The organism is Flavobacterium sp. 25HG05S-40, assembly GCF_052654735.1.
Genome location: NZ_CP199750.1, coordinates 2,731,311 through 2,756,231 on the forward strand (window position 1 = coordinate 2,731,311; position 24,921 = coordinate 2,756,231).

Here is a 24,921-nt window from a genome sequence, read left to right on the forward strand (position 1 = left end):
GTTAGATTATTAGAAAAATTTGCATCTTGAAAACATTCATACAAAAGCATTTTAAAAAATTCCTTTTGCTGGCCATTATTGGCTTGATTGTTGTTTTTGCTATAAACTATTATGTGCGTTCCGAAACCAATCCGTTGATTTATCACCATGCGAATGGCGTTCCGGAAGAAAATGTGGGAATCATTTTTGGAGCCGGAATCCGCCATGACCGACCTAGTAAATATTTAAAGGACCGACTGGATGCCGGAATTGCATTGTACAAACTAAGAAAGATTAACAAAATGCTGCTTTCGGGTGATAACGGTAGCGATGAGCACGATGAGTTAACAGTTATGAAACTGTATTGTTATGAGCATGGCGTTGATACCACCAAAATTTTTTTAGACTATGCCGGATTTGACACCTATTCAACCTTGTACAGAGCCAAACATATTTTTAAAATCGACCAGGCGATTTTGGTTTCGCAGGGATACCATTTGAACCGAGCGATTTATATCGGAAATAAACTAGGCGTGCAATCGGTTGGGCTGGCTGCTGATGCAGGCAAATACCGAAATTACAAGTATGTTCGTTTTAGAGAATGCTTTACCATTTGCAAATCGGTTTTTGATGTTGCCCGAAATCGAGAACCTCATTTTTTAGGACACGAAGTCAATATTAATGGGGTTTCGAATTATACTAAAGATGATAAGAGGTAGTTGATTTTAGATATTAGATTTTAGATATTAGACATACTGATTACTAATTACCAACAGTTTTAGAACCAGAGTTATGCTTCGGTTTTTTTTATGAAAAATACCTGACTGCCGGTGGCAGTCCTCCTCTTAATCTCAAATGTTAGGGATTGGAGCGGCATCCTTTTGTATAACAAAAGATAGAGCGGAAAGCCCGACCTCGTTTCAAAAACGAGGGAACGCCCAACTAATTTAAAATAAGTTTCATTTTTTTTTGAAAGTTTAAAAACATTTGCTTACCTTTGACTCATGGAATTCAGAGAAGCAAAAAATAAGTTCGTTCAAACCTGGGGTGCCTTAGGTAGTCAGTGGGGCATTAACAAGACTATGGCGCAGATTCATGCCTTGTTGATGGTGTCACACGAAGCGGTTTCGATGGAGGATATTATGGAGGAATTGCAGATTTCGAGAGGCAATGCTTCGATGAATTTGAGAGCGCTGATGGATTGGGGCATTGTGTATAAAGAATACAAAGCCGGGGAACGCAGGGAGTTTTTTACAGCCGAAAAAGATTTAGATGAATTGGCCGTAAAAATTTCGAGAGAAAGAAGCAAACGCGAAATCAAACCAGCCTTGAAAGTGTTAAAAGAAGTCTCGTCGATTGAGGCAACAGCTACCGCAGAAGAGCGCCATTTTGTAGAGCAAACTAGCAAGTTGTATGATTTTGTGTTGAAAGCCGATAATGTTTTGGATAAAATCACGGAATATAAAGACAATTGGTTGGCGCAAATTTTAATCAAGTTCATGAAATAGCCATAGAAAACAGAACTATTATACCGATTGTAACAAGGCTATTCAATGAGACCATTAAAAAAACAATAATAAAAAGCGAATTAAACAACCTATTTTTTTAATTAAAACTTTCATTTTTTTCTGAAAGTTTAAAACAAATGAAAATTATGAGACAGTTTATACATTACATAAATTTAGCCTTTGTAGGCATTGGTGCAATTAGTGCGATTATTTACGGAGAAGAAGCATTAGTGATTTATTTCTATTTGGCAGCATTTCAATTTTTGACCGGATTTATAATCTTGGCGGCAAATAGTTTAAGCTATAAAAATGCCTTACCAGAAATTCTAATTTACTGGGCATTAGTTTTACTGTATTTTATAGTCGTTATCAATGTTGATATAAATAAAACACTAATGCTACTTATCATTCCAATACTCATTGCAATGTATCACTGCTTTATGACATTTAAACTCAAAAAATTATGAACATAACCATCCCAAACTGGCTTATCATCCTGAGTGGTGCAGGCCAAATATTTACAGCATTAATTTATCCTTACATCCGTCATCATGTTTTTGATTGGTATAACGATGTCAAACAACTCAAACCTTTGAATCAGGAGATTTGCAAAACGTATGGCCGATACATTCAGGGACTGAACTTTTCTTTTGGATTGATTGCGATTCTCTGCACTAAGGAACTCCAAGAACAATCTGCTTTAGCCGTTGCTTTAACCGGATTAATTGCTGCGTATTGGGTTGGAAAAGTAGCTACTCAAATTGCTTACTATCCGATGTATCAGATTCCGCAACGCAGACTTTTTAAAATAGGAAGCTACGGAATGAACACTTTATTTGTGCTGTTTGCCGTGGTGAATACGTTGCTTTTCATTCATAATATCATTGGGCATTATAAACTTATATAATCATGAACCTCAACATCCTTGGTTATGCCATTTACTTAGTCATCACCGGAATTATCATTGTTCGAGTTGGGAGAATCTGCTATAATAACGGCAATATCTTTGTCTCTAGTTTGATTCCGGATCATGAAGATTTGTGCCACAAGGCTAATCAGATTTTACTTGTGGGCTATTATTTGCTGAATCTTGGGTATTGTGCGATGACTTTGATTTCATGGGAGAAGATAATGTCTGTTGATGAATTAATCGAAGTCATTGCATTGAAATCGGCTATCATTATCGGCACCATTGCCATCATGCATTACCTTAATATTTTCGTTCTTACTAAATACATTCAAAAATTAATTTAAATACATTGATCATGGAAACTACAAAAATTTTACTCGGTTACGCCATTTATTTACCTGTCGCTTTATTTCTTACTTACTACGTTTCTAGAACACTTTTTAAAAACAGCAAAGTATATATGATGGACATTTTTAAAGGTCGAGAAGAAATTGCCAATGCCACTAATACCTTATTTGAAACCGGGTTTTACCTACTCAATTTGGGCTTTGCACTGCTGATTTTAGAATTGAATCTGTATCGTGACAGTTATCAGAATTTGATAGAACAATTGAGTTACAAAATTGGTGCTTTTACGATTTATCTCGGTGTCATGCTCTTCTTAAACCTTTACTTTTTCTTTAGAGGCAAACGCAAAGCGAAAGAAAGCCAAGCCACAGTTGTAACCGCATAATTACATTCCATGACCACCATCCATCTCATCACCAAAATAAAAGCGCCCATTCAGACTGTATTTAATCTAAGCCGCGATATTGATGTGCATCAGCAATCTACATTCCAATCGAATGAAAAAGCTATTGCAGGCAGAACTTCGGGACTAATTGAATTAAACGAGACGGTTACTTGGAAAGGCAAACATTTTGGATGCTATTTAAAGCACCAGAGCAAAATCACTGAAATGGAAATGCCCAACTATTTTGTGGATGAGATGGTGAAAGGTCATTTTAAATCGTTCCGACACGAACATACCTTTGTGAGTCAAAATGGTACAACGGTTATGATTGATTTTTTACAATATGAAACACTGTTTGGCATTTTCGGAAAGCTTTTTGACCAACTTTTACTCCAAAAACATTTGACTGATTTCCTTTTAAAAAGAAATGAAATCCTCAAAGATTTAGCCGAAAACCATAAGTAAAACAAACCAAAAAATCGGAATGCTTTCTACCCAAAAAGAACTATAATATTGGCTTCTTTTCTCATTTGAAAACAGTAAAAACAATAGTGTTGAACCCGCAATACAGACTTTCATCAACAGTGATTTAGCACAAAGATGCGCAACAAAAATTTCCAATAGCAGAAAAACTAAAAGCAAACCGCTGCCTATCATTTTGGTACGCTTCACTCCTATTTGCTGCGGAACCGTTTTTAGGTTGGGATCATCAACTTTTAGGTCGATGATTTCAAAGATCAGTATCAAAACAAAAATCAGAATAAACCTTTGAAAAGTAACTAGATAAACATCGGTTGTGATTGAGATTCCTGAATGGATTATCGGCAAAAACAACGTCACACCAACCCAACATAAAGCCACAATATAAATCTTAACTCCGGCCCAATTTCGAGCATTTTTTTGGTTCGGAAAAAAAGGCAAGGTGTACAATAGGGTCAGTATCAGAAAGACAAAGGCTATCATTTTTGTCGTTTTACTTAATTGAAAAAAGTAATAGCCCGCTGCTATAAACGACAGTAAACTCAAAATAGTTATCGCTTTCAATTCGGTTCGCATCTGCAGTTTTTGCGTTCGAGCCAAAGCATCGTATTTGACAAAATTATAAGCTACTATTGTTCCGAAAAAAGCGAATAATGCAGGTATTTGAATTAGGGTAATTTCGAACAAATATCCCGTCATACAGACCAATGCATAAACCGATAACGCCACATGAATGCTGCCGTTGATGTAAAAGTCAAGAAACCGCTTTAAAATCTGCATGGAACAAAATTAGTCAAAGTGTTAATAAGAAGCGATTTTAGTTGAAAAATTCTCAAAACATTGGGGTTTGTTTAGCATAAAATTAGAACATTAATAATTACTTTTGTTGGCTTTAAAACAATCCCGTTCTTCAACGAGACAAGCACAACTAAACACACTTAAGAACTTATCATTTAATGAGAACAGACGCATTTGCATTACGCCACATAGGTCCACGTGAGCACGACCTTCACCACATGTTCAAAACTATAGCAGTTGACAACTTGGAGCAGTTAATTTACGAAACTATTCCCGATGATATCCGTTTAAAAAACGATTTGAATTTGGACGCACCCATGACCGAATATGAGTATTTAAACCACATTCAGGAGTTAGGGAAGCAAAACAAAGTCTTCAAATCGTATATTGGTTTAGGGTATCATCCAACAATTGTTCCTGCGGTAATTCAACGAAATATTTTTGAAAATCCGGGTTGGTACACCGCGTACACGCCGTATCAGGCAGAAATTGCACAAGGGAGATTAGAAGCCATTCTGAATTTTCAAACTACGGTGATTGAGTTGACTGGAATGGAAATTGCGAATGCATCGCTGCTTGATGAAAGTACCGCTGCTGCCGAAGCTATGGCGCTCTTGTTTGACGTGCGTTCTCGTGATCAAAAGAAAAATAATGCCAATAAATTCTTTGTTTCTGAAGAAGTATTACCACAAACAATATCCGTTTTACAAACCCGTTCTACGCCAATTGGTGTAGAATTGGTTATCGGAAATCACGAAAATTTTGATTTTTCATCAGACTTTTTCGGAGCCATTTTACAATATCCTGGAAAGTACGGTCAAGTAAATGATTATGCCGGATTTATCGCTAAAGCAAAAGCTAACGAAATAAAAGTAGCCGTCGCTGCTGATATTTTGGCCTTGGTTAAACTAACACCTCCAGGAGAAATGGGTGCCGATGTCGTAGTGGGTACCACACAACGTTTCGGAATTCCGATGGGTTATGGCGGACCACATGCTGCTTTTTTTGCCACAAAAGAAGAATACAAACGTTCGATGCCAGGAAGAATCATTGGCGTTACTATTGACACTAATGGTAATCGTGCTTTGCGTATGGCGTTACAAACGCGTGAGCAACACATCAAACGTGAAAAAGCTACTTCCAACATCTGCACCGCTCAAGTTTTATTAGCCGTTATGGCTGGAATGTATGCTGTATACCATGGTCCTAAAGGATTGCGTTATATTGCTAGTAAAGTACATGCTGCCGCGGTAACACTAGCGGATGCTTTAAACAAATTAGGTGTATACCAAACCAACACTGATTTTTTTGATACCATTTTAGTAAAAGCAGATGCTCCGATAGTTAAAGCTATCGCAGAGAAAAACGAAGTGAATTTTTATTATGTTGATACGAATACCATTTCGATTTCAGTAAACGAAACGACTTCGATTTCAGATATTAACCAAATCCTAGCCATTTTTGCAGAAGCTATAGGAAAGGATACGGTCACAATTTCTAATCTATCTACTTCCAATAATTTTTCAGATAGCTTGGAAAGAAAATCAGCTTTCTTAGAGCATGATGTATTTAACAACCATCACTCTGAATCGCAGTTGATGCGTTATATCAAAAAATTAGAGCGCAAGGATTTATCGTTAAATCATTCGATGATTTCGTTAGGATCCTGCACCATGAAATTAAATGCTGCAGCCGAAATGCTACCTTTATCGATGGCCAACTGGAACAGCATTCACCCTTTTGCTCCGATTGAACAAGCAGCAGGTTATCAAATTATGCTTAAAAAATTAGAGCATCAATTGAACGTCATTACGGGTTTTGCAGGTACTACGCTGCAACCTAACTCAGGCGCACAAGGAGAATATGCCGGTTTAATGACCATTCGTGCGTACCATTTATCTCGAGGGGATCATCACAGAAATGTGTGTTTAATTCCATCTTCGGCTCACGGAACCAATCCGGCGTCGGCAGCGATGGCAGGGATGACTATCATCGTAACCAAAACCATGGAAAACGGTAATATTGACGTGGAAGATTTAAGAGCTAAAGCTATTGAACATAAAGATAATCTTTCTGCCCTGATGGTAACGTATCCATCCACTCACGGTGTTTTTGAAAGCGCTATCTGTGAAATTACTAAAATTATTCACGACAATGGTGGTTTGGTTTATATGGACGGTGCCAACATGAATGCGCAGGTTGGACTAACCAATCCTGCAACTATTGGTGCCGATGTGTGTCACCTTAACTTACACAAAACATTTGCTATTCCGCATGGTGGTGGTGGGCCTGGAGTTGGGCCAATTTGTGTTAACGAAAAATTAGTGTCTTTCTTACCGACCAATCCCATAATAAACGTAGGTGGCGACCAAGCCATTACTGCTATATCTGCAGCGCCTTATGGTTCGGCTTTGGTATGTTTGATTTCCTACGGATATATTACCATGCTGGGTGCCGAAGGTTTGAAAAATGCTACTTCGTTTGCTATTTTGAATGCCAATTATATGAAAGCACGTTTGGAAGAGCATTATCCAATTTTATATACAGGAGAATGTGGACGTTCGGCTCACGAAATGATATTAGATTGTCGTTCGTTCAAGCAAAACGGCATCGAAGTTACCGATATTGCCAAACGTTTGATGGATTACGGTTTCCACGCACCTACAGTGTCATTCCCAGTGGCAGGAACCTTAATGATTGAGCCAACGGAATCAGAAGATTTAGCCGAATTGGATCGTTTTTGCGATGCAATGATTGCGATTAGAAAAGAAATTGAAGCGGCTACTTCAGAGGAACCGAACAACGTTTTGAAGAATGCACCCCATACGTTAACAATGTTAACTTCCAATGATTGGAACATGCCTTATACTAGAGAGCAGGCGGCCTTCCCACTGGATTATATTCATGACAATAAATTTTGGCCAAGTGTTCGTCGTGTCGACGATGCTTATGGCGACAGAAACCTAGTTTGCTCTTGCGCACCTATTGAAGCGTATATGTAAAATAGGAATTAGGTAAAAGATAAAAGGTTTCAAGTTAAATGATTTGGAACCTTTTTATTTTGAAAACTGATATTAATCAGCAAATTAAAAAGCTGTACCTATTATTTTTGTTATAAATAATAAAATGCATTCTTTTTTCTATGAATGACAAGAGTACGGTTACAATAACACAAATTATATGAAAATAAAAAACATCGTTTTCGACTTTGGAGGCGTATTAGTAGACTGGAATCCAAGGCATTTGTATAAAAATCATTTTCAGGATACTGATACCATGGAGTCCTTTCTTAAAAATATTTGTACAGAGGCATGGAATATTGAGCAAGATAGAGGACGTTCACTTTCAGAAGCCACTACAGAATTGCAACAAAAGTTCCCGGAACACAGCGACATGATTGCGCTTTTTTATGGCGAGTGGGAAACAATGCTGAAAGGTGAAATTACCGGAACAGTTGCGCTACTCCTTCAACTGAAACAAAAGTATACCCTTTATGGCTTAACGAACTGGTCTGCAGAAACCATTGACATTGCTTATAGAAGGTTTTCCTTTTTTAAGGAGTTTGAAGGTATTGTAGTTTCCGGAACAGAAAAACTGATCAAACCCGACAAGAGAATTTATCAATTGTTACTGAACCGATATTTGATAAAAGCGGAAGAAAGTATTTTTATAGATGACAATATCCACAATGTAAAAGCGGCACAGGAACTTGGCTTTTATGCCATTCATTTTGAGAATCCCGCACAACTTGAAGCAGCCCTTTTGACCATAATAACATTGTAAAGTAACAAACAAGCACAATGACGGACATTCAAAATCAAAACGATCTTTATCTTTTAGTTGATGCATTCTATAAAAAACTTTTGACTGATGATTCTATCAGCTATATTTTTACAGATGTTGTCAAAATAAAACTTGAAGAGCATTTACCTATTTTGGTTATGTTTTGGTCTCAAGCTATTTTAGGAACAGGTGGTTATACCCATAACCTGACTCAAATCCATTTGGATGTAAATGAGAAAGAACATTTATCACCAGAGCTTTTTAAAATTTGGCTGCATCACTTCAATCAGGCAGTTGATGAAAACTTCCTAGGACAAAAAGCAGAGCAGATAAAAACACAAGCGTTAAGCATTGCTACCATTATGCAGATTAAAATCGCACAAGAAAAAGACAAATAATTATTAGTTCGGCAACAATAAGGTGTATTTATTACATTATTCACAATAGTTTTTTGTTTTTTGCAAATTACTCAACCAATAATTATTTTTATTAATAATTTCGCAATGAAATATTTAAAATAATGAATATAAAAATAACCGGTTCTGGGAGTTATATTCCCACTGAAATAGTATCCAATAAAGACTTTTCTGAACATATTTTTTTGAATGATGACGGAACTCCATTTCCACACCCGAACGATGTTGTTGCAGAAAAATTTTTAGAAATCACCGGAATTCAAGAACGTCGTTATGTTACTGATGATTTACTAACCTCAGATATTGCCACTATCGCTGCAAAAAAGGCGATTGAAAATGCTAATATTGACCCAGAAACGCTAGATTATATCATCTTTGCCCACAACTTCGGAAACGTAAGAAAAGGAGCTATCCAAACCGATTTAGTTCCAAGTTTGGCCACTAGAGTTAAATTCGATTTGCGTATTAAAAATCCAAAATGCGTATGTTACGACATGCTTTTTGGTTGTCCAGGCTGGATTGAAGGCGTTATACAGGCACAAGCTTTTATAAAGGCTGGAATGGCCAAAAAATGTTTGGTTATTGGAGCAGAAACACTTTCACGCGTTGTTGACATTCACGATCGCGACAGTATGATTTATTCTGATGGGGCTGGTGCTACTATAGTTGAACTAACGGAGGAAGAGGGTGGCATTTTAGCCCACGAAACCGCAACCTTTACCTTTGACGAAGCCTATTATTTGTTTTTCGGAAACTCCTTTAATAAAACCCACGACCCAGATGTTCGTTATCTTAAAATGCAGGGAAGAAAAATTTATGAGTTTGCGTTGAGTAATGTTCCAAAAGCCATGAAAGAATGTCTGGATAAAAGTGGTATTGCAATCAATCAGGTAAAAAAGATCCTTATTCATCAAGCCAATGAAAAAATGGATGAAGCCATAATCCATCGTTTTTATAAACTATACGGACAGACTCCACCTGAAGGAATTATGCCGATGAGCATTCATAAACTGGGAAATTCAAGTGTCGCCACTGTGCCCACTCTATACGATTCTTTGGTAAAAGGTAAAATAGAAAATCAAAGCTTACACAAAGGCGATGTGATTCTTTTTGCGTCAGTTGGTGCGGGAATGAATGTCAATGCTATCGTATATCAAATGTAATAAAGTTGTAACTTCGCCATCTTAATTTTGCACTTTTACTAATGTACGAGAAGACCTATCCCAGCAAACGATTCAACATTACGCTTGCGTTTCTGAAAAAACATATCAAAACGTCTGAAACCATTTTTGATTTGGGAGTACCTAATCCGTTTTCAAAAATTATGGTCGAAAATGGATATACAGTCATCAATACTAAAGGAGAAGATGTCGACAATGACCAAACTTCCCTTCAAAAGGAAACCTATGACGTGTTTACGGGCTTTGAGATTTTTGAGCATTTACTGAATCCGTATACGGTTTTGGAAAATGTACAATGTGATAAATTACTAATATCAATTCCGTTGCGCTTGTGGTTTTCTGAAGCATACCGAAGCAAAACAGATCCATGGGACAGACACTATCATGAATTTGAAGACTGGCAACTGGATTGGCTTTTGGAAAAAACCGGTTGGAAGATCGTGGATCGTGTAAAGTTTACGCATCCCGTTAAAAAGCTTGGTTTCCGTCCGTTACTTCGTTATTTTACACCTCGTTATTATATAGTGTACGCCGAAAGAATAAAATGATTTTTCCAATAAAAAATAGTTGAAACCATCTTTACAGATGGTTTTTTTATGCAAAATACTGAGGCGAAAACTCTAAGTATTTACTTTTCAGACAGATAGAAAAGCACAAGTATTACAATCGTAAATAGCAACTTACAAAATGTTAAAAAAATAGTAAATATTCATTTTTTTAAGAATTCAAAATTTGTTGAAAAAAGCTTGTTTTATTCGCTATTTTATTTTACTGTAATTGTAAGTTTATATATATCTATTTCCTACTTTTTGACATTTTTTATGCATTTCATCGATTTTATTTGTTGTTTTATCGATGAAGTATGTATGTTTGAAATGTAATTAAACAAAACCCTTAAATCTGTTATTATGAAAAAATTATTTACTATTTCAATGTTGACTGTTTTCACATTTTCTTTCGGTCAAAAGTTATTTATTGTTAAATCTGATGAAAAATTCGGAATCATTAATGAATCAGGTGTAGAAGTTGTTCCACCTAAATACAATGCGATTGATGACTTTGACAAAATGCATCCAAATTGGGCGAAAGTAGAACTTGAAAATTTATTTGGATTTGTCGACAAAAGCGGTAAAATTGTTGTGGAAACAAAATACCAAACTATTGAAAGCTTTGACGAATACAACGCTGGTTGGGCCATGATTATTAAAGATGGAAAATATGGTTTCATGAATGAGGCCGGAAAAGAAGTCGTACCACCAATTTATGACAAAATTGGAAGATTTGGAGAGTATTCAAAAGAATGGATGCTTGTTGAAAGTCAAGGGCTTAAAGGATTCTTAGACAAAGATGGAAGTATTGTTGTTCCTGTAAAATATGTCGAAGTATCGAAATTTGATGATGTTAGAAAAAACTGGGCTTTAGTTAAAGGCAGAAAAGAAAAACTTGGATTTATCGATAAAACAGGTAAAGAAGTTATTCCAGTAATTTATGATACAATAGAGGCTTTTACCAACAAAAAGAAAAATACAGAGTTGGCGGCCACTGAGTAATTTGGTTGTTTTTAGAATTAATTTGAAAAAAGGATTTCGTTACTGAAATCCTTTTTTTATTTTTACCTAAATCAAGTACTTAAAATGAATTATTACATTGTCATTCCTTCACACAATGAAGAAAAATATATTTCACAAACATTACAATCACTAACAGAGCAAACGGTCTTACCCAAAAAAGCAGTTATTGTAAATGATAATTCTACAGACAAGACTGCTGACATTATTATGGCTTTCGCCGAAAAAAATTCTTGGATATCTATTGTAAATAAATCTTCTGAAGCCATTCATTTACCCGGAAGCAAAGTAATACAAGCTTTTCAGAAAGGATTAGAAACCTTGGATGAAGATTACGATTTTATGGTAAAAGCCGATGCCGATTTGATTTTTCCAAACAACTATTTTGAAACCATCAGTAAACACTTCCAATCGGATAACAAAATTGGTATGGCTGGAGGATTTGCTTACATTGAAAAAGAGGGCGAATGGATTTTGGAAAACCTAACGGATAAAGATCACATCCGTGGTGCTTTCAAGGCCTATCGAAAAGAATGCTTTACACAAATTGGCGGACTAAAACCAGCAATGGGTTGGGATACTGTTGACGAACTTTTGTGCAAATTCTACGATTGGAAAGTAGTTACTGATGAAACACTGAAAGTTAAACACCTGAAACCAACCGGAGCCAACTATAATGCAACCGCTCGTTACAAACAAGGAGAAGCCTTTTATAGTTTAGGTTATGGATTTTGGATAACGGCTATTGCCTCCTTAAAATTAGCGTTCCGAAAAGGAAAACCTTTGTTATTTCTTGATTATATAAAAGGATTTTGGCAAGCGAAATCAGCAAAAAAACCACTTTTGGTTACGGCAGTACAAGCGCAATTCATTCGGAACTATCGGTGGAAAAAGATGAGAGAGAAATTATTCTAAAAAAAACCTCACCGAATGGTGAGGCTTTACAAATTTATTTCTTTAAAAATTTAGTGTTGATTGTTCCTTTATCTGTCTTGATTTTTATAATGTAATTTCCGGTTTTTAAAGGAGAAACGTCTATGTTTTGTATTCCATAGGCATTGGGAATAGCTAAAACGAGCTGTCCTAAAGTATTATAAATACTGATAGCTTTCATTTCAACGTCCGCTTTTTTCTCAATATTCAAAATAGTAGTTGCCGGATTAGGATATATTACAAAATAGCTTTCAAAAGAAACATCAGTAGTTCCTAAAGGATTTTGAACCGCTGTAACGGTTGTATTGGTAAAAATAGGATAGTTATAGTCAAAATAGATTGCGGCAGAATTGCTGAAAGTATCGCCTAATACCAAAGTGGATTTCGTTTTTATTTTGAAAGCAACATAGCCGTCATTGGTATTATCCTCAAACGGGAGGTTTATATTTTCAAAAAAGAATTCAACCTTGTTGCCGTTCAGAATCTTTGTTATGAATAAGTGGCTGCCATTTGTTGGTTCCAAAGTGGCAATATCAAATTTAGCGGTATCAATTACATCTTTCACGGTAATATTCTCGGCAAGATAACTTCCTGTATTTTCAAAACGAATTAAATAGTGCACGTAATCACCCACTTTTGTAGTTGCTATTGATGCGCCTTCCAGACATGTTTTATCGTTCGGATCATACGAATTTACAACTTGCTGATTCAGGATAAACGTATTATCCGAAGGCATTTCGTCTGTCAAAGCAGATGTGATTTCGGATGTGTACGACAACAAATTATCAGCAGTTAAAGGTGGCGTATCGGTTGGTGAATTTAAGTTCAGTGTTACTACAATTTCCCTAGTTTCCAATGGATTTAAATTGGAAAAATTCCAGTAGAGGTTATTTGCAGCCTGAGTTGAAGCAGTAGGTGTTGCCGAAACCAAATCCATTAAACTGTCATCGTAAGCCAAATTTAATGTGCCCGATTGTATCTGGTTTCCTTTGTTCTTATAAATGATTTTGTATTTGGCATCAAACCCTGGTCGGGCAACGTTTACCGGAATAACCGACACTTCCAAATCGGGATGATTACCAACCGGGATAATACAGAAATTCTGTAATTGCGGAGTTGTCTGAGACGGAAAAGTTACCGGAATGCTAGACGGCGACGCTGTAAAATAAGTTGGGTTTTCGAAAACCGGTGTAACAGTGTAATTTCCGGCTACCATGGCAATGTTGTAATTCCCTGTAGTATTGGCGATAAAATCGTAATTATTTAAGCCGCTGCTGTCTGTAACATGGTATTTCAAATCCGGGAATAAGGCGTCGCTGGCGTCGCACCCATTGGTATTGGCATCCAGCCTGTTCTGTCCCTGAATGAAGAAATAATTTTCACCCATAAGACGGATTAAGCCTCTTGCTGGTTTGCCCTGATAGCTGAATAATCTCCCATATACCAAAATTTTGCCATTACTGGTAATTTTAAATTGTGGTGTAGACTGGTAATATTCTTCATAATCATAATTTTGTTGCGTAAAAGAAGTATCAATCGAACCATCATTGTTAAGCCTCAAAACTTTATTTATATAAGTATTTGAATCATAAATAAAAACCAATAACTTCTGATCGGGTGTCAAAGTAACGTTTGCCACTTTATAGGTGCTGCTTTGCCCTGCGAAATTAAATGTTGGATCGATGGTACCATTGCTTAAAAGCCTGATTAAACTTTTTTCAACTCCAGCTATGGTAAAACTACCCTGAATCAGAACCTTACCGTCTGTTTGTAATTCTATAGTACTTATAGTCGGGTTGAAAGCAATGGTGGAATCGAAAGTAAATGAGCTGTCCAACGTATTTGTTCCGGCATTGTAACGTTTAACTCCGGTTATCCCAACCAGTAATTTACCATCAGGTTGATATTTTATAGCCCTTACACTGTATGAAATTGTGCTGTTGCTGTAATTAAAACCGGATCCGCTATCAGAAATGGTAGCGACTCCAACGCAATTATTTCCTTGATAAGTGCCAAAAGTCCCTGTAACCAAAATACCTCCAGTAGGTTTGACTACTATAGAATTGATAGTTCCTGGATAGGCGTAACCAAAATCAAAACCAGTACCGGCACTGAAAGTCGTATCCAAAGTTCCATCAGTATTTATCCTTATGATGCTTCTGGCAATTACACCGTTATATTGAGTAAATGTTCCTCCTAGGTAAATCTTTCCATCAGGTCGTTGTGCTATTGCCGTTATGTTGGACAGATTAGCATTGTCAAATCCGCCTAAACCTCCGAAAGTTAATGTGTTATCAATAGTTCCATCCTGATTTAACCGGGTAAAGCTGACGCACCTTGTCCCGTTATACGAATGGAAATCGCCACCCACAAGAATCTTTCCGTCAGGTGTTTCCAAAACAGCATTTACCGGGCTGTTAAAAAAACCTACTTCAAAATTATTGTAACTCGTATCCCTTGTTCCATCGGGATTAATCTTAGCTATATAATTGGAATTTTTTTTGTTTTGTGATAAGTCTCCTGAAGCCAGGATTTTCCCATCAGCAAACAATGAAATTGATCTCACTGCATCAATATTCAAAAACATCGACACGTCTGCAAATGAAAGATCGGCAGTTCCATCTTGATTTAACCTGGCAATCTTTTGCCTGGCAGCTCCATTAAAGGTGGTAAAATTTCCGGCAATCAGAATCTTATTGTCTGGCTGTACAACAATGTCCCATATCCTGTTAAAACCGTAATTAGGACTTGAATAAGTAGGGCCGGAACCTGGTGTAAAAGAAGTATCCACAGTTCCATCTGCATTAAGCCGTACCATATCTTTCCTCGAAACAGAACTACATCCTGTGAAATAGCCACTAATCAGTATTTTCCCGTCAGTCTGCAGGCAAAGTTTACGGAGGTCGACAATATCGCCAACATAAGTGCTAAAAGTAACTGTTGTAAAGCTGGTATCCAAAGAACCATTAGCATTCATTCTTGACAGTTTATTTAAATCTGAATAAAAATCGTTATTCGTGTTATGGTTTACAATTAATTTGCCGTCTGGCTGAAGCAGGACATTATCAAATCTGTAATTAATAGGAATAACAAAACTGGTGTCAATTGTGCCATCACTATTCAATCTGGCCAAATTGTTATAATAACTTGAGGAATTTGGTTGAGTGTCTCCAATTATGATAATTTTTCCATTGGGCTGCAGAACTATTTTCAATACGCCATAACTTCCCAGTTGGCCAAGAGGCGCATTAAAACTTGTATCAAGGCTTCCGTCAGTATTAAGTCGGACCAATCGGTAACGGATTTGTCCGTTATAGGATTTAAAATTTCCCCCAACAAGGATTTTCCCATCTGTCTGTTCAGCAAAAGTTTGCAATATGGCAGTACTGCCTTGATTGTCTAAAAATCTTCCGACTGTGAAGCCTGGATCTTTTAGGTTCCCATTCAATTTTACGATTTCCTTTTGCCTTTTTAACACCATAATCTTCCCATCAGACAAAACTTGGCTTTGTGTAACATCCGTATCAACAAAATGGTTGTTTAGTGGCGTATTGAATGCATTAAAGCTAGGATCTCGGTCTGAAGAATTAAAATTCTGCCCAAATCCTGCGACAAAAACAAAAAGCAATAAAAGCAAGTAAATCTTCTTCATAAAATATTGAATTTGAGCAAATATAAAAAAACAATCCAACCCATAACTCATAACTCACAACTTCTCGTTACTTTTGACATTATTTTAAAAATCATGATGCTCATTCGTTATTTATCGCAAATCGGAAGGTACTTTTTGATGTTGGCTGAAATTTTCAGAAAGCCAACAAAATGGTCGGTAATGCGAACCTTAATTTTCAAAGAAATTGACGATTTAATTATTGATTCTCTTGGAATTGTAGCCTTCATTTCGTTTTTTGTCGGTGGTGTTGTAGCCATACAAACTGCCTTAAACCTGACCAATCCCTTGATTCCGAAATACCTTATTGGATTTGCCACAAGACAATCTATAATTCTGGAATTCGCACCCACATTCATATCAATTATCATGGCGGGAAAAATGGGTTCGTTTATTACCTCAAGTATAGGAACCATGAGGGTTACGGAGCAAATTGATGCATTAGAAGTAATGGGAGTAAACTCGTTGAATTATTTGGTTTTTCCAAAATTAATTGCACTACTACTCTACCCTTTTGTCATTGGAATTGCCATGTTTCTCGGAATTACAGGTGGATTTATCGCCAGTGTTTACGGTGGTTTTGGGAACAGTACCGATTTTATAAGCGGTCTTCAAATGGAATTTATACCGTTTCACATTACTTATGCTTTCATCAAGACTTTTGTCTTTGCTCTACTTTTAGCAACAATTCCATCGTTTCATGGGTTTTATATGAAAGGCGGCGCCTTAGAAGTGGGTAAGGCAAGTACGGTTTCGTTTGTGTGGACCTCCGTGACTATCATTTTAGTAAATTATATATTAACCCAATTGCTTTTGACCTAATGATAGAAGTAAAAAATGTAGAAAAATCGTTTGGCGAAACCAAAGTTTTAAAAGGAATCACCACCACTTTTGAAACCGGGAAAACCAATCTTATTATTGGACAAAGTGGTTCTGGGAAAACAGTATTGCTGAAAAGTTTACTTGGAATTCATACGCCTGATACCGGAACAATTGCTTTTGATGGTAGAATATACACAGAACTCACGGATGCCGAAAAGAGAGAATTGCGTACCGAAATTGGAATGGTGTTCCAAGGAAGTGCTTTATTTGACAGTATGACCGTTGAAGAAAATGTAGGGTTTCCATTGAAAATGTTCACGACCAAATCGGCTGCAGAGATAAAAGAACGCGCCAATTTTGTAATCAACAGGGTAAATCTTCAAAATGCTAATCTTAAAAAACCCTCGGAACTTTCGGGCGGAATGCAAAAACGGGTGGCTATTGCTCGTGCCATTGTAAATAATCCTAAATATCTTTTTTGTGACGAACCCAATTCGGGATTAGACCCAAAAACCGCCATTATCATTGACAATTTGATTCATGAAATCACACAAGAATACAACATTACAACAGTAATCAATACCCATGATATGAACTCGGTTATGGAAATTGGCGAAAAAATTGTGTTTTTAAAAGAAGGCATTCTGGCATGGGAAGGCAGCAAAAAAGAGATTTTCAAAACGGACAATGAAGCCGTAGTCGATTTTGTTTATTCGTCCAATCTTTTCAAAAAAATCAGAAAAGCACAGAATAAGGAAGAATAAAAAAGGAGCAAAATTTGCTCCTTTTTCTTTTTATAATTCGTTGGCTAATGCCGTAATTCGTTTAATATCTTGCTCTTTGCTTTTAGGGTAAATGAGTAAAATACCTTCTTTATCAACAATGATATAATCATTTAAACCATCGATCACTATTAGCTTATCAGCGTCTGAACGGACGATATTGTTTGAGGCATTTTCCATAACAACTTTTGCATTGATAATACCATTGTTATTGGCATCTTTTTCTAACTTTTCATGCAGTTGTCCCCAAGTCCCCAAATCGTTCCAATCAAAAGTAGCAGGAAGTACATAAACATTGTCTGCTTTTTCCATCACAGCATAATCAATAGAAACATTCTCCGCATTTTGATAATTTTGATGAATGAATTCCTTTTCGTCACCAGTATTGTAACTGTCGATACCTTGCTGAAATAAAGCATTCATTTGTGGCTGAAACTTTTCAAAAGCTTCTGTAATGGAGGCTACACTCCAAATGAAAATTCCACCATTCCATAGGAAATTACCAGCTTCTAAAAATGCTTTAGCGGTTTCATAATTTGGTTTTTCCCGAAACTGATTGACTTTCTTAATCGGATTGCTATCGGCTTTGTTAAATTCGATATACCCAAAACCTGTATTCGGAAATGTGGGTTGAATACCCAAAGTCATAAGTGCGTTTTCCTTTTGACAGAAGTCAAAACACTGTTGCAAATTCCTAGAAAATTCGTCTTCGTCTTCAATCCAATGGTCGCTTGGTGCTACAACCATAACGGCATCAGGATTCTGTTTTTGAATTTTTAAAGAAGCATATAAAATGCAAGGCGCTGTATTTCGCATCGCCGGCTCTAACAACACTTGCTCTTGTTTTACCAACGGCAGTTGTTCTAAAACCAAATCATTATAGCGTTCGTTAGTCAATATCAGAATATTTTCAATGGGAATCAATTTTGACAATCGACTGAAAGTTTTTTGTATCAAGGTATCACCCGAACCCAACATGTCGTGGAATTGCTTCGGAAAATCGGCGGTACTTACTGGCCAAAATCGGGAGCCAACGCCACCAGCCATTAATATTGCGTAATAATTTTTATTCATTTGAGTACTGAATTTAGTTCAGAGCTATTTTTTTACCACAAATACACGAATGTATTTTATAAGGATTACAAATATATTTATAATAAATAGGAATCAATTGCTTTAACGTAATTTCTCTATTAACAAAATGATAAAAAATCAACCTGGTAAAATTTCGACCTCAGCATTGGCATTGAATAAATACAATCTTCCGGTTTTAACTTCCAAACATTCATAGCGCTTTACACGTAAGCCTTTCTTTTGAAATACCCTTCCATTTTTGATTCGGAATAAGCTACCGCTTGGGACTTCGTGAATGAAATTGACATCGGGCTTTCTTTCATCAAATTGTTTCAGAGCAAAAGCTAACCGGGCGTCGGTATCACTGCTCGCTGTTGGATTTCTAAAATGATTGGCGACTAACGGCAAAACCGAGTGCGGAAAAATCTCAGGACGAATAAACGACACCATAAGGCGTTGAAAGGTGATTTTCCATTCATTACCGTGCGGTTTTATCAAACGTCCAAATTTTTCATAGGCTACCAAATGCGCAATTTCGTGTACCAACGTGATTAAGAATCGGTATTTATTAAGATTGGCATTGACAGTGATTTCGTGTTTACCTCCAACAGCGCGTCGGTAATCGCCATGACGTGTTTGGCGTTCGTTTACGATTTTGAGATGCACATTATTTTCCTTGATTAATTCGAAGCAAGGAATGACAGCATGTTCGGGCAAATATTTGGATAAGACTTCGCTCATTTTTGGTTGTCGGTTGTCAGTTGTCGGTTGACAGTATCAACTAACATCATTTATGGTGTACTTGATGAAACCTGAATTATTTTACCGTTGTGATATTTATTTCCGGTTAAGGCAAAATTAAAGATATAATCCGCCATTTCCTTTGCTGATATTGGAGCCAAATAACCTGGAAAAGCTTCTTGCAGCATTTCGGTGTTAACAGCTCCTAAGGCTAAGGTATTGAATGCAATGCCTTGCTCTTTGTATTCTTCTGCCAAAAGTTCAAACAACGTAATTACGGCGCCTTTACTAGAACTGTAGGCTGAAAGTCCGGCAAATTTAACACTTCCTTGAATGCCTCCAATAGAACTAATAGCGACTACATGACTTCCTTTTTGTAAATAGGGAAGGCAAATTCGGGTGAGATTGGCAACACCAAAAACATTGACTTTATATACGTTTTCAAAATCTTCCTGAGTGGTTTGCGAAAAAGGTTTGTTAACCAAACTTCCGGCGTTGTGAATGATGATGTCTACCTTCTTCCAGGTTTGCAATAGAAAATCTTCAACAATAGCTAAATCCGATTCTTTGGATACATCGACTGAAAGACAACTAATATTTGGATTGCCTAATAATTCCGGCGAAGCTTTACGTGATACCGCTAAAACCTGATGGCCTGCATTAGCAAACTGTAAAGCCAATTCATAGCCAATTCCGCGTGAAGTTCCTGTGATGATGATGTTTTTACTCACAATTTTAAAATTGTTTTTGGTGTTCGTGAATCTTCGATTTCATTTTCAAATTTAAGTCTTGTAAATATACTAAAAGTTGAAATGCTTCGTTGGAAATTTATCGGTAATACTTTCTGTAAAACTTTACCGCTTGAAGCACTCCAAACACTATAAAAACAAGTGGAATAATCGATTGGAACAAGAAAATTTTAAAAAATTCGATTTCAAGTGAAATAAAATGCAATGATAGAATTAAAGCCAGCATCCCACAAAAAGTTCCTAAGACGGTTCCAAAAACATAAAAGTATTTCCTTGAATGAACAATATCAATATAATTTCCATTGAGTAAATACAAATTCCAACCGGTCCAAAACGGAAGTTGAATGAAATTCACCGCGCTCAAAAATAATCCTGCTAAAAAATAATTGGTTCCGATGTTGGCAAAAACCGTTTTGTTGGAACTTTCATCTGTAGCACTAGCATAAAAAACATACGCTAAAAGAAAAAGAAAAAGCACCGAAAACCCTTCGATGTATTGCGTCAGCTTTTTATTTGCAGCAAGTTTGTGGGCAAAAATGAGCGTAAAATAAATCACAAAGGCCTCCACCAAAATGATACCCAACAAATAATAAACCGCAGGCCAAATTCCCTTCTGCGAATAAATGTCAAACCCAACAACATTAAGATATCCCAACGGAATAGATCCGATGAAGCTTATCAAAAAACCGACACCTATGTTTTTAAGGTTTTGCATTAAAAATTCACGATTTTGTTGCTCTGTTCCAAATGCAAACGGTATTGCTTCATTCCATCTTTGTGCGACAAATACGGAAATCCTCGTTTGTGGTTGGCAACACTTATTTGGAACATATAACGGATGTGTCGCGCCAATTCTTTCCATGCAAAAAATAACGAATGCTTTGGATCATAAATGTGCGTTGGTTCGCTCGCAGCACCATTTAATTCGACTATCGAGAAGTTTTTGCCTTGTTCTAATTCGGCCCAAGTGTTGTACATGACATCCATTCTGCCAAAATAAAATTCCGGAATCTGGAGACACATATCGTCTATTACTTGGGTTAATTTGGGAGAAATTAAATGACTGTAATCTAAGAATTTCGCTCCACGAGCATGATTACCATACGGAACCAAATTTTTCTTTTCACCTTGCTTTAAAACAGTTTTTAATTCCTTACCATATTCTCTTTCCAAAGCTTTTAATTGAAACTCGTATCTTGGATTGGCTTTTACTAAACCTTCAATTGTGGATGTTCCATCGCCTATCACAATCAGAAATTCTTTGGCAACAATTCCGGTAATCCTGCCGTGTTTTTCATTCGGAAAACGAACATAGAAAATACCGACTTCGTTTTCAAATGGAATCAAATTCTGCAACAAATAATCAAAATTGGCTTTGCTGTGATAGGATTTAAGTTCCTCAATATTTTCTATTTTTTTTACTGCAGAGCCTCTTAAACCAATGTCTGGTTTTGCTATTAAAGGAAAAGTTATGTTCGTGTTTTCGAGTAAACTGACAATCTCTGAGAACGGCATTTTTTCTTTTACAAATCGGGTTTCCGGATAAAACTGTTTCGGAATCAAATCATAAATCTCCATCTTACTGTCCATTACAAAACCTCCGTTGGTCATTGTTGGATTGCAGGCATTAAAGAAGAAAATCGTACGTGCTTTCAGTGCATAATAAGCCCATAAAAAATAAATCGGAATATAGACCAATTCGAAAGGCCAATACTCCCAATGGAACAATTTGTGAAGGAAGAGTTTCAATTTATTATTTGGGATTTAGGATTTTATCAAATCGACATAAAAGTATTGGAAAAATCCCGTTCCGCAATCAAATCATTGTAATGAATGGCAACTTTATTTTTTTCGATTACAGCTTGTGTAATGCTAAGTGTTTTAAGCGTATTATTTCGGTTAATCACTAAACCGTGTTGCGTATTTTCTGTTTCAGTATAGCGGTGGAAATTAAACAATTCTTGTTCATTCACTTCCTGCTTGACATCCAAAAAAGTGTAAAACCATTGTGCTCTTTCGGCTCGGATTGTTGCCGAATACAAAGTCGATGACGACCAAATATGATTTTTTTCAATATCAAGTTCGAGTTTGCTTTTACAGATTTCATTCCAACGCAATTGATAGAGTTTCCCATTTTCAAAAAGGACAAGTGTAAAAGGCTCAATGTTGTTTAAATCGATAGCATCCCATTCGGCAAGAACCGAATGGCTACTGATTAAATCGAGTACAATGAGTCCACGACTTTTCCGGTAAATTTCTTGTACTTGATGCTTTTCTTCGGCTCCGTTTAATAAAACTAAAACTGTTGCCTCTTCATTGATGGCAAACCAAGTACCACCGGCTTTATTGTCTTTGGGAAAAATAATGTTCTTGTTGTTGATACAATAACTTTGAGGTTCAACGGCATTGGGTCTGAGTATTTTTTCATCCCGATTAGATGTAATGATTATTTTGCCATTGGCATTAACAAAACTTACTGTGCACATTGCTTTCGATATTCTATAGTGGAACGCGCTACGCCAAAATCCTCATCAATTTGTAAATGTTCTAGTTGTAAAACGGCTACTTTAATCAAAGCCTGATGATGAATACAGTGTTCCAAATTATAAAGCAATTCTCTAAAATAATTACTTTCAATATGCAATTCTTCTCCGTCAACAATTTGTTCCAATATAACTTTTTTATTTTCTTTCTCTAATTGATTTTTGATATCATATAGGCATTGCAGGGCAAATGCTGTTTCGGACTGAATCTGGAAATTGCGGTTTCTTTTGTCATAATTAACGATGCCGCTTTCGTATTGATTTTCCAAACACTGAAACATTTCAATGATGTGACGGGTATGCTCACCAATTGTGGCGTTGCTTAATCCTTTGCAAGGAGTGGTAAAATCATCATCTGAAAGCTGGTTTAACAATAAAACCAATTCATTTAATGTTTTATGTAAAGAAGGTATGAGCATATAGGAAACTATTTCTTATCAATTACGAATTAAAGTACGTTTTAGATTTTAAACCGAAGTAAATCGGGTATTTTATTTTTATTATGAAAAATTAAAAACGCACAACAAAGTAACGTAATTATTGCCAAAGTAAATAACTCTCCGCCATCATTTTTTACTTCAATTCCTAACACAAATAAATGCGAAAAAATGGCTCCTAACATCGTTCCTAAACCCAATAAAGCGCCAACTAGCGTGGTTCTGGGAATTAAAATCAAAATAGAAGCAATAAGCTCTACAACTCCAGAGCCAATTCTGCCATAAGGTTCAATACCTAATTTGGTAAAAATAAAGACGCTTTCTTCAGCTCCTGAAAATTTGAAAAATAAGGTTTGAACAAGGATTACAACGGCTACAAGCTTGACAATCCACAATAATATTGGACTTTTCATTTTTAGTTTTATGTATTAGTTGATGATTTTTTTCCAATTGGCGTCGGCCTTATTCTTTAAGTTGACCTCATCTTTGTTCCAACTTTTAAGCGTGTTATTAAAAAACGCATTGTAGTATAAATTCAATTTTCCATCCACAATTTTAAAAGTTTCCGGGTTAATTTCAACTTTCTCTCCATTGGCACCCATAGCATAAGCGCACCAACCTCCATATTGTGGTTCGTAAGCCACTGGATTTTTTACAAAAGCGTCTTTGTTTGCTGTTGTCGAAAAATAATAGGTAACTCCTTCAAAACTAGCAGCAATAGTGGACTTGCCTTTAACTGCCTTTTTTTGCGTAAAATAAGCCAATGGATCGTATCCCTGAATGGCAACTTTACTTTCCAAATTGAATTCTTTTACTCGCTTTGTTGCCGTTTGAGCAAAAGTGGTTACTGATACTAAAGTAACGAATAGGATAATTGATAATTTTTTCATGATTGTGTTGTTGTTTTATTTTAAAATGAATATTGATAGTATAATCCTAAGACAAAACTGCGGGTTAAACCATCCGGACGAACCTCTCGAACTACAAAAGGAGTAGCCAATGAAAGCTCTAAACTGCTTTGTTTTGTGAGATTGTATGAGGTTATAAGATTACCGTTTACGGTTAGTCCTTCTGAGCCTATGATGCTTTCTCTTTGTCCAAAAATATTCGCATAACTGTCATTTCCTAAATGATAAATAAAGAGCACATTCGGTTTGAAAGTAAATTTTTGATTGGGTGTCTTTATCGAATACGTGGCTCTGAGCAAAGCATCCGGTTTTCTTTCGAATAAATTGGTTGACGGAAAAACATCAGTGCCTGCATATTCTCGGAAATAGGAATTCTTATTGAGATTCACAATGGGTAGCTGAATCGCTGCATTAAAATCCCATTTATGATAACGAAAATTGGTTCCCAAAAATAAATCTATGGTTCCCAAACTCGACTGATAATCCAAAGGCAACGAATAGCCATTAATTTTAAGATTGGAAGCTGTAAAAGGAAACTTGAATCCAGTTAAAACACTCCATTGTTTTTTATCCTTTTCTTTGAAAGTGTAATTTCCGATTAAGAACGAATCTCCAAACTGACTTCTGGTACCAAAACTCCCATTAGCAGCAGAAAAAGTGACCTTCGCTGTAAAAGAAAAGCGTTCTGAAAATCGCTTGGTATACGAAACATAAGGTGAAAAATAGGCCACGTCGGCATCGCCCAAACTGTAAATGGAAGCCAACTCAAGCGTATTTTTAAACTGTTTTGCATCAGCGTCAAATCCGTGATTAATGGAACAAATTCCGGCATCGCTACAACCCTGAGAAAACGAATTATTTACCGATAACAATAGGCCAAAAAATAAAAGTATCTTTTTCATCTTT

28 protein-coding genes are annotated in these 24,921 nt (G+C 36.3%); 16 read left to right on the plus strand and 12 right to left on the minus strand.

The window, feature by feature from the left end:
• Positions 1-26 precede the first annotated feature (26 nt).
• From ACULEU_RS11850 to ACULEU_RS11880, 7 genes are all read left to right on the plus strand, one after another.
• On the plus strand, positions 27-698 hold the full coding sequence (locus ACULEU_RS11850) for a SanA/YdcF family protein (RefSeq protein WP_445452785.1): 672 nt from the start codon (positions 27-29) through the stop codon (positions 696-698).
• A 285-nt stretch (positions 699-983) separates the two neighbouring features.
• Positions 984-1,487 (plus strand): GbsR/MarR family transcriptional regulator, encoded by a 504-nt coding sequence (locus tag ACULEU_RS11855; protein ID WP_445452786.1) that lies wholly within the window; start codon positions 984-986, stop codon positions 1,485-1,487.
• A gap of 146 nt (positions 1,488-1,633) precedes the next feature.
• Positions 1,634-1,954: a hypothetical protein gene (locus tag ACULEU_RS11860; RefSeq protein ID WP_445452787.1), complete on the plus strand. Its 321-nt coding sequence runs from the start codon at positions 1,634-1,636 to the stop codon at positions 1,952-1,954.
• Positions 1,951-2,394 (plus strand): hypothetical protein, encoded by a 444-nt coding sequence (locus ACULEU_RS11865; RefSeq protein WP_445452788.1) that lies wholly within the window; start codon positions 1,951-1,953, stop codon positions 2,392-2,394. The genes ACULEU_RS11860 and ACULEU_RS11865 overlap by 4 nt, the downstream gene beginning before the upstream one ends.
• A 2-nt stretch (positions 2,395-2,396) precedes the next feature.
• On the plus strand, positions 2,397-2,741 hold the full coding sequence (locus tag ACULEU_RS11870) for a hypothetical protein (RefSeq protein WP_445452789.1): 345 nt from the start codon (positions 2,397-2,399) through the stop codon (positions 2,739-2,741).
• An 11-nt stretch (positions 2,742-2,752) separates the two neighbouring features.
• A complete protein-coding gene (locus ACULEU_RS11875) occupies positions 2,753-3,130 on the plus strand; it encodes a hypothetical protein (RefSeq protein WP_445452790.1) in 378 nt (125 codons plus the stop codon).
• Between the two features lie 9 nt (positions 3,131-3,139).
• On the plus strand, positions 3,140-3,595 hold the full coding sequence (locus ACULEU_RS11880) for an SRPBCC family protein (protein WP_445452791.1): 456 nt from the start codon (positions 3,140-3,142) through the stop codon (positions 3,593-3,595).
• Here ACULEU_RS11880 and ACULEU_RS11885 read toward each other — a convergent pair.
• Positions 3,575-4,390 (minus strand): hypothetical protein, encoded by an 816-nt coding sequence (locus tag ACULEU_RS11885; RefSeq protein WP_445452792.1) that lies wholly within the window; start codon positions 4,388-4,390, stop codon positions 3,575-3,577. The genes ACULEU_RS11880 and ACULEU_RS11885 overlap by 21 nt on opposite strands.
• Before the next feature lie 176 nt (positions 4,391-4,566).
• Here ACULEU_RS11885 and gcvP point away from each other — a divergent pair, with 176 nt between their 5' ends.
• From gcvP to ACULEU_RS11920, 7 genes are all read left to right on the plus strand, one after another.
• The gene (gcvP, locus tag ACULEU_RS11890) at positions 4,567-7,410 is read left to right on the plus strand and encodes an aminomethyl-transferring glycine dehydrogenase (RefSeq protein ID WP_445452793.1); all 2,844 of its coding nucleotides are present in this window, start codon (positions 4,567-4,569) and stop codon (positions 7,408-7,410) included.
• A 178-nt stretch (positions 7,411-7,588) separates the two neighbouring features.
• Entirely contained in the window at positions 7,589-8,191 is a 603-nt protein-coding gene (locus ACULEU_RS11895; protein ID WP_445452794.1) for an HAD family hydrolase, read from the plus strand.
• Positions 8,192-8,208: 17 nt separating this feature from the next.
• Positions 8,209-8,589, plus strand: a complete 381-nt coding sequence (locus ACULEU_RS11900; RefSeq protein WP_445452795.1) for a group III truncated hemoglobin — start codon at positions 8,209-8,211, stop codon at positions 8,587-8,589.
• Positions 8,590-8,711: 122 nt separating this feature from the next.
• Positions 8,712-9,770 carry a 3-oxoacyl-ACP synthase III family protein gene (locus tag ACULEU_RS11905; RefSeq protein ID WP_445452796.1) on the plus strand — a complete coding sequence of 353 codons (1,059 nt, stop codon included), beginning with the start codon at positions 8,712-8,714 and terminating at the stop codon, positions 9,768-9,770.
• A 41-nt stretch (positions 9,771-9,811) separates the two neighbouring features.
• Entirely contained in the window at positions 9,812-10,336 is a 525-nt protein-coding gene (locus ACULEU_RS11910) for a methyltransferase (protein ID WP_445452797.1), read from the plus strand.
• Between the two features lie 360 nt (positions 10,337-10,696).
• Positions 10,697-11,338 (plus strand): WG repeat-containing protein, encoded by a 642-nt coding sequence (locus ACULEU_RS11915; protein WP_445452798.1) that lies wholly within the window; start codon positions 10,697-10,699, stop codon positions 11,336-11,338.
• Positions 11,339-11,422: 84 nt separating this feature from the next.
• The gene (locus ACULEU_RS11920) at positions 11,423-12,271 is read left to right on the plus strand and encodes a glycosyltransferase (RefSeq protein WP_445452799.1); all 849 of its coding nucleotides are present in this window, start codon (positions 11,423-11,425) and stop codon (positions 12,269-12,271) included.
• A 34-nt stretch (positions 12,272-12,305) separates the two neighbouring features.
• Here the strand turns inward: ACULEU_RS11920 and ACULEU_RS11925 are convergent, their stop codons facing one another.
• Entirely contained in the window at positions 12,306-15,941 is a 3,636-nt protein-coding gene (locus ACULEU_RS11925; protein ID WP_445452800.1) for a DUF7619 domain-containing protein, read from the minus strand.
• A 93-nt stretch (positions 15,942-16,034) separates the two neighbouring features.
• Between ACULEU_RS11925 and ACULEU_RS11930 the strand changes: the two genes are divergently transcribed.
• Entirely contained in the window at positions 16,035-16,781 is a 747-nt protein-coding gene (locus tag ACULEU_RS11930) for an MlaE family ABC transporter permease (RefSeq protein WP_445454852.1), read from the plus strand.
• Positions 16,781-17,545 (plus strand): ABC transporter ATP-binding protein, encoded by a 765-nt coding sequence (locus tag ACULEU_RS11935; RefSeq protein WP_445452801.1) that lies wholly within the window; start codon positions 16,781-16,783, stop codon positions 17,543-17,545. The genes ACULEU_RS11930 and ACULEU_RS11935 overlap by 1 nt, the downstream gene beginning before the upstream one ends.
• A gap of 30 nt (positions 17,546-17,575) precedes the next feature.
• Here ACULEU_RS11935 and ACULEU_RS11940 read toward each other — a convergent pair whose 3' ends face one another.
• From ACULEU_RS11940 to ACULEU_RS11985, 10 genes are all read right to left on the minus strand, one after another.
• Entirely contained in the window at positions 17,576-18,637 is a 1,062-nt protein-coding gene (locus ACULEU_RS11940) for a mannose-1-phosphate guanylyltransferase (RefSeq protein WP_445452802.1), read from the minus strand.
• A 138-nt stretch (positions 18,638-18,775) separates the two neighbouring features.
• Positions 18,776-19,378, minus strand: a complete 603-nt coding sequence (locus ACULEU_RS11945) for a SprT-like domain-containing protein (RefSeq protein WP_445452803.1) — start codon at positions 19,376-19,378, stop codon at positions 18,776-18,778.
• A 50-nt stretch (positions 19,379-19,428) separates the two neighbouring features.
• On the minus strand, positions 19,429-20,112 hold the full coding sequence (locus tag ACULEU_RS11950; protein WP_445454853.1) for an SDR family NAD(P)-dependent oxidoreductase: 684 nt from the start codon (positions 20,110-20,112) through the stop codon (positions 19,429-19,431).
• A 94-nt stretch (positions 20,113-20,206) separates the two neighbouring features.
• Positions 20,207-20,842, minus strand: coding sequence for a hypothetical protein (locus ACULEU_RS11955; protein ID WP_445452804.1), 636 nt, complete (start codon positions 20,840-20,842; stop codon positions 20,207-20,209).
• Positions 20,842-21,876: a D-alanine--D-alanine ligase gene (locus tag ACULEU_RS11960; RefSeq protein WP_445452805.1), complete on the minus strand. Its 1,035-nt coding sequence runs from the start codon at positions 21,874-21,876 to the stop codon at positions 20,842-20,844. Before ACULEU_RS11960 ends, ACULEU_RS11955 begins: the two co-directional genes overlap by 1 nt.
• A 26-nt stretch (positions 21,877-21,902) precedes the next feature.
• Positions 21,903-22,613 (minus strand): NRDE family protein, encoded by a 711-nt coding sequence (locus tag ACULEU_RS11965; protein ID WP_445452806.1) that lies wholly within the window; start codon positions 22,611-22,613, stop codon positions 21,903-21,905.
• A complete protein-coding gene (locus ACULEU_RS11970) occupies positions 22,601-23,089 on the minus strand; it encodes a DinB family protein (RefSeq protein WP_445452807.1) in 489 nt (162 codons plus the stop codon). The genes ACULEU_RS11965 and ACULEU_RS11970 overlap by 13 nt, the downstream gene beginning before the upstream one ends.
• Before the next feature lie 41 nt (positions 23,090-23,130).
• Positions 23,131-23,520, minus strand: a complete 390-nt coding sequence (locus ACULEU_RS11975; protein WP_445452808.1) for a DoxX family protein — start codon at positions 23,518-23,520, stop codon at positions 23,131-23,133.
• Between the two features lie 15 nt (positions 23,521-23,535).
• Positions 23,536-23,997 carry a YHS domain-containing (seleno)protein gene (locus ACULEU_RS11980; RefSeq protein ID WP_445452809.1) on the minus strand — a complete coding sequence of 154 codons (462 nt, stop codon included), beginning with the start codon at positions 23,995-23,997 and terminating at the stop codon, positions 23,536-23,538.
• A gap of 20 nt (positions 23,998-24,017) precedes the next feature.
• Entirely contained in the window at positions 24,018-24,917 is a 900-nt protein-coding gene (locus ACULEU_RS11985) for a hypothetical protein (RefSeq protein WP_445452810.1), read from the minus strand.
• Positions 24,918-24,921 lie beyond the last annotated feature (4 nt).

Coding starts and splice junctions, on each gene's coding strand:
- ACULEU_RS11935 (WP_445452801.1), top strand. CDS start 16,781: ATGATAGAAGTAAAAAATGTAGAAAAATCGTTTGGCGAAACCAAAGTT.
- ACULEU_RS11910 (WP_445452797.1), top strand. CDS start 9,812: ATGTACGAGAAGACCTATCCCAGCAAACGATTCAACATTACGCTTGCG.
- ACULEU_RS11880 (WP_445452791.1), top strand. CDS start 3,140: ATGACCACCATCCATCTCATCACCAAAATAAAAGCGCCCATTCAGACT.
- ACULEU_RS11905 (WP_445452796.1), top strand. CDS start 8,712: ATGAATATAAAAATAACCGGTTCTGGGAGTTATATTCCCACTGAAATA.
- ACULEU_RS11980 (WP_445452809.1), bottom strand. CDS start 23,997: ATGAAAAAATTATCAATTATCCTATTCGTTACTTTAGTATCAGTAACC.
- ACULEU_RS11920 (WP_445452799.1), top strand. CDS start 11,423: ATGAATTATTACATTGTCATTCCTTCACACAATGAAGAAAAATATATT.
- ACULEU_RS11975 (WP_445452808.1), bottom strand. CDS start 23,520: ATGAAAAGTCCAATATTATTGTGGATTGTCAAGCTTGTAGCCGTTGTA.
- ACULEU_RS11855 (WP_445452786.1), top strand. CDS start 984: ATGGAATTCAGAGAAGCAAAAAATAAGTTCGTTCAAACCTGGGGTGCC.
- ACULEU_RS11970 (WP_445452807.1), bottom strand. CDS start 23,089: ATGCTCATACCTTCTTTACATAAAACATTAAATGAATTGGTTTTATTG.
- ACULEU_RS11940 (WP_445452802.1), bottom strand. CDS start 18,637: ATGAATAAAAATTATTACGCAATATTAATGGCTGGTGGCGTTGGCTCC.
- ACULEU_RS11930 (WP_445454852.1), top strand. CDS start 16,035: ATGATGCTCATTCGTTATTTATCGCAAATCGGAAGGTACTTTTTGATG.
- ACULEU_RS11885 (WP_445452792.1), bottom strand. CDS start 4,390: ATGCAGATTTTAAAGCGGTTTCTTGACTTTTACATCAACGGCAGCATT.
- ACULEU_RS11895 (WP_445452794.1), top strand. CDS start 7,589: ATGAAAATAAAAAACATCGTTTTCGACTTTGGAGGCGTATTAGTAGAC.
- ACULEU_RS11925 (WP_445452800.1), bottom strand. CDS start 15,941: ATGAAGAAGATTTACTTGCTTTTATTGCTTTTTGTTTTTGTCGCAGGA.
- ACULEU_RS11965 (WP_445452806.1), bottom strand. CDS start 22,613: ATGTGCACAGTAAGTTTTGTTAATGCCAATGGCAAAATAATCATTACA.
- ACULEU_RS11945 (WP_445452803.1), bottom strand. CDS start 19,378: ATGAGCGAAGTCTTATCCAAATATTTGCCCGAACATGCTGTCATTCCT.
- ACULEU_RS11870 (WP_445452789.1), top strand. CDS start 2,397: ATGAACCTCAACATCCTTGGTTATGCCATTTACTTAGTCATCACCGGA.
- ACULEU_RS11860 (WP_445452787.1), top strand. CDS start 1,634: ATGAGACAGTTTATACATTACATAAATTTAGCCTTTGTAGGCATTGGT.
- ACULEU_RS11875 (WP_445452790.1), top strand. CDS start 2,753: ATGGAAACTACAAAAATTTTACTCGGTTACGCCATTTATTTACCTGTC.
- ACULEU_RS11865 (WP_445452788.1), top strand. CDS start 1,951: ATGAACATAACCATCCCAAACTGGCTTATCATCCTGAGTGGTGCAGGC.
- ACULEU_RS11915 (WP_445452798.1), top strand. CDS start 10,697: ATGAAAAAATTATTTACTATTTCAATGTTGACTGTTTTCACATTTTCT.
- ACULEU_RS11955 (WP_445452804.1), bottom strand. CDS start 20,842: ATGCAAAACCTTAAAAACATAGGTGTCGGTTTTTTGATAAGCTTCATC.
- gcvP (WP_445452793.1), top strand. CDS start 4,567: ATGAGAACAGACGCATTTGCATTACGCCACATAGGTCCACGTGAGCAC.
- ACULEU_RS11900 (WP_445452795.1), top strand. CDS start 8,209: ATGACGGACATTCAAAATCAAAACGATCTTTATCTTTTAGTTGATGCA.
- ACULEU_RS11985 (WP_445452810.1), bottom strand. CDS start 24,917: ATGAAAAAGATACTTTTATTTTTTGGCCTATTGTTATCGGTAAATAAT.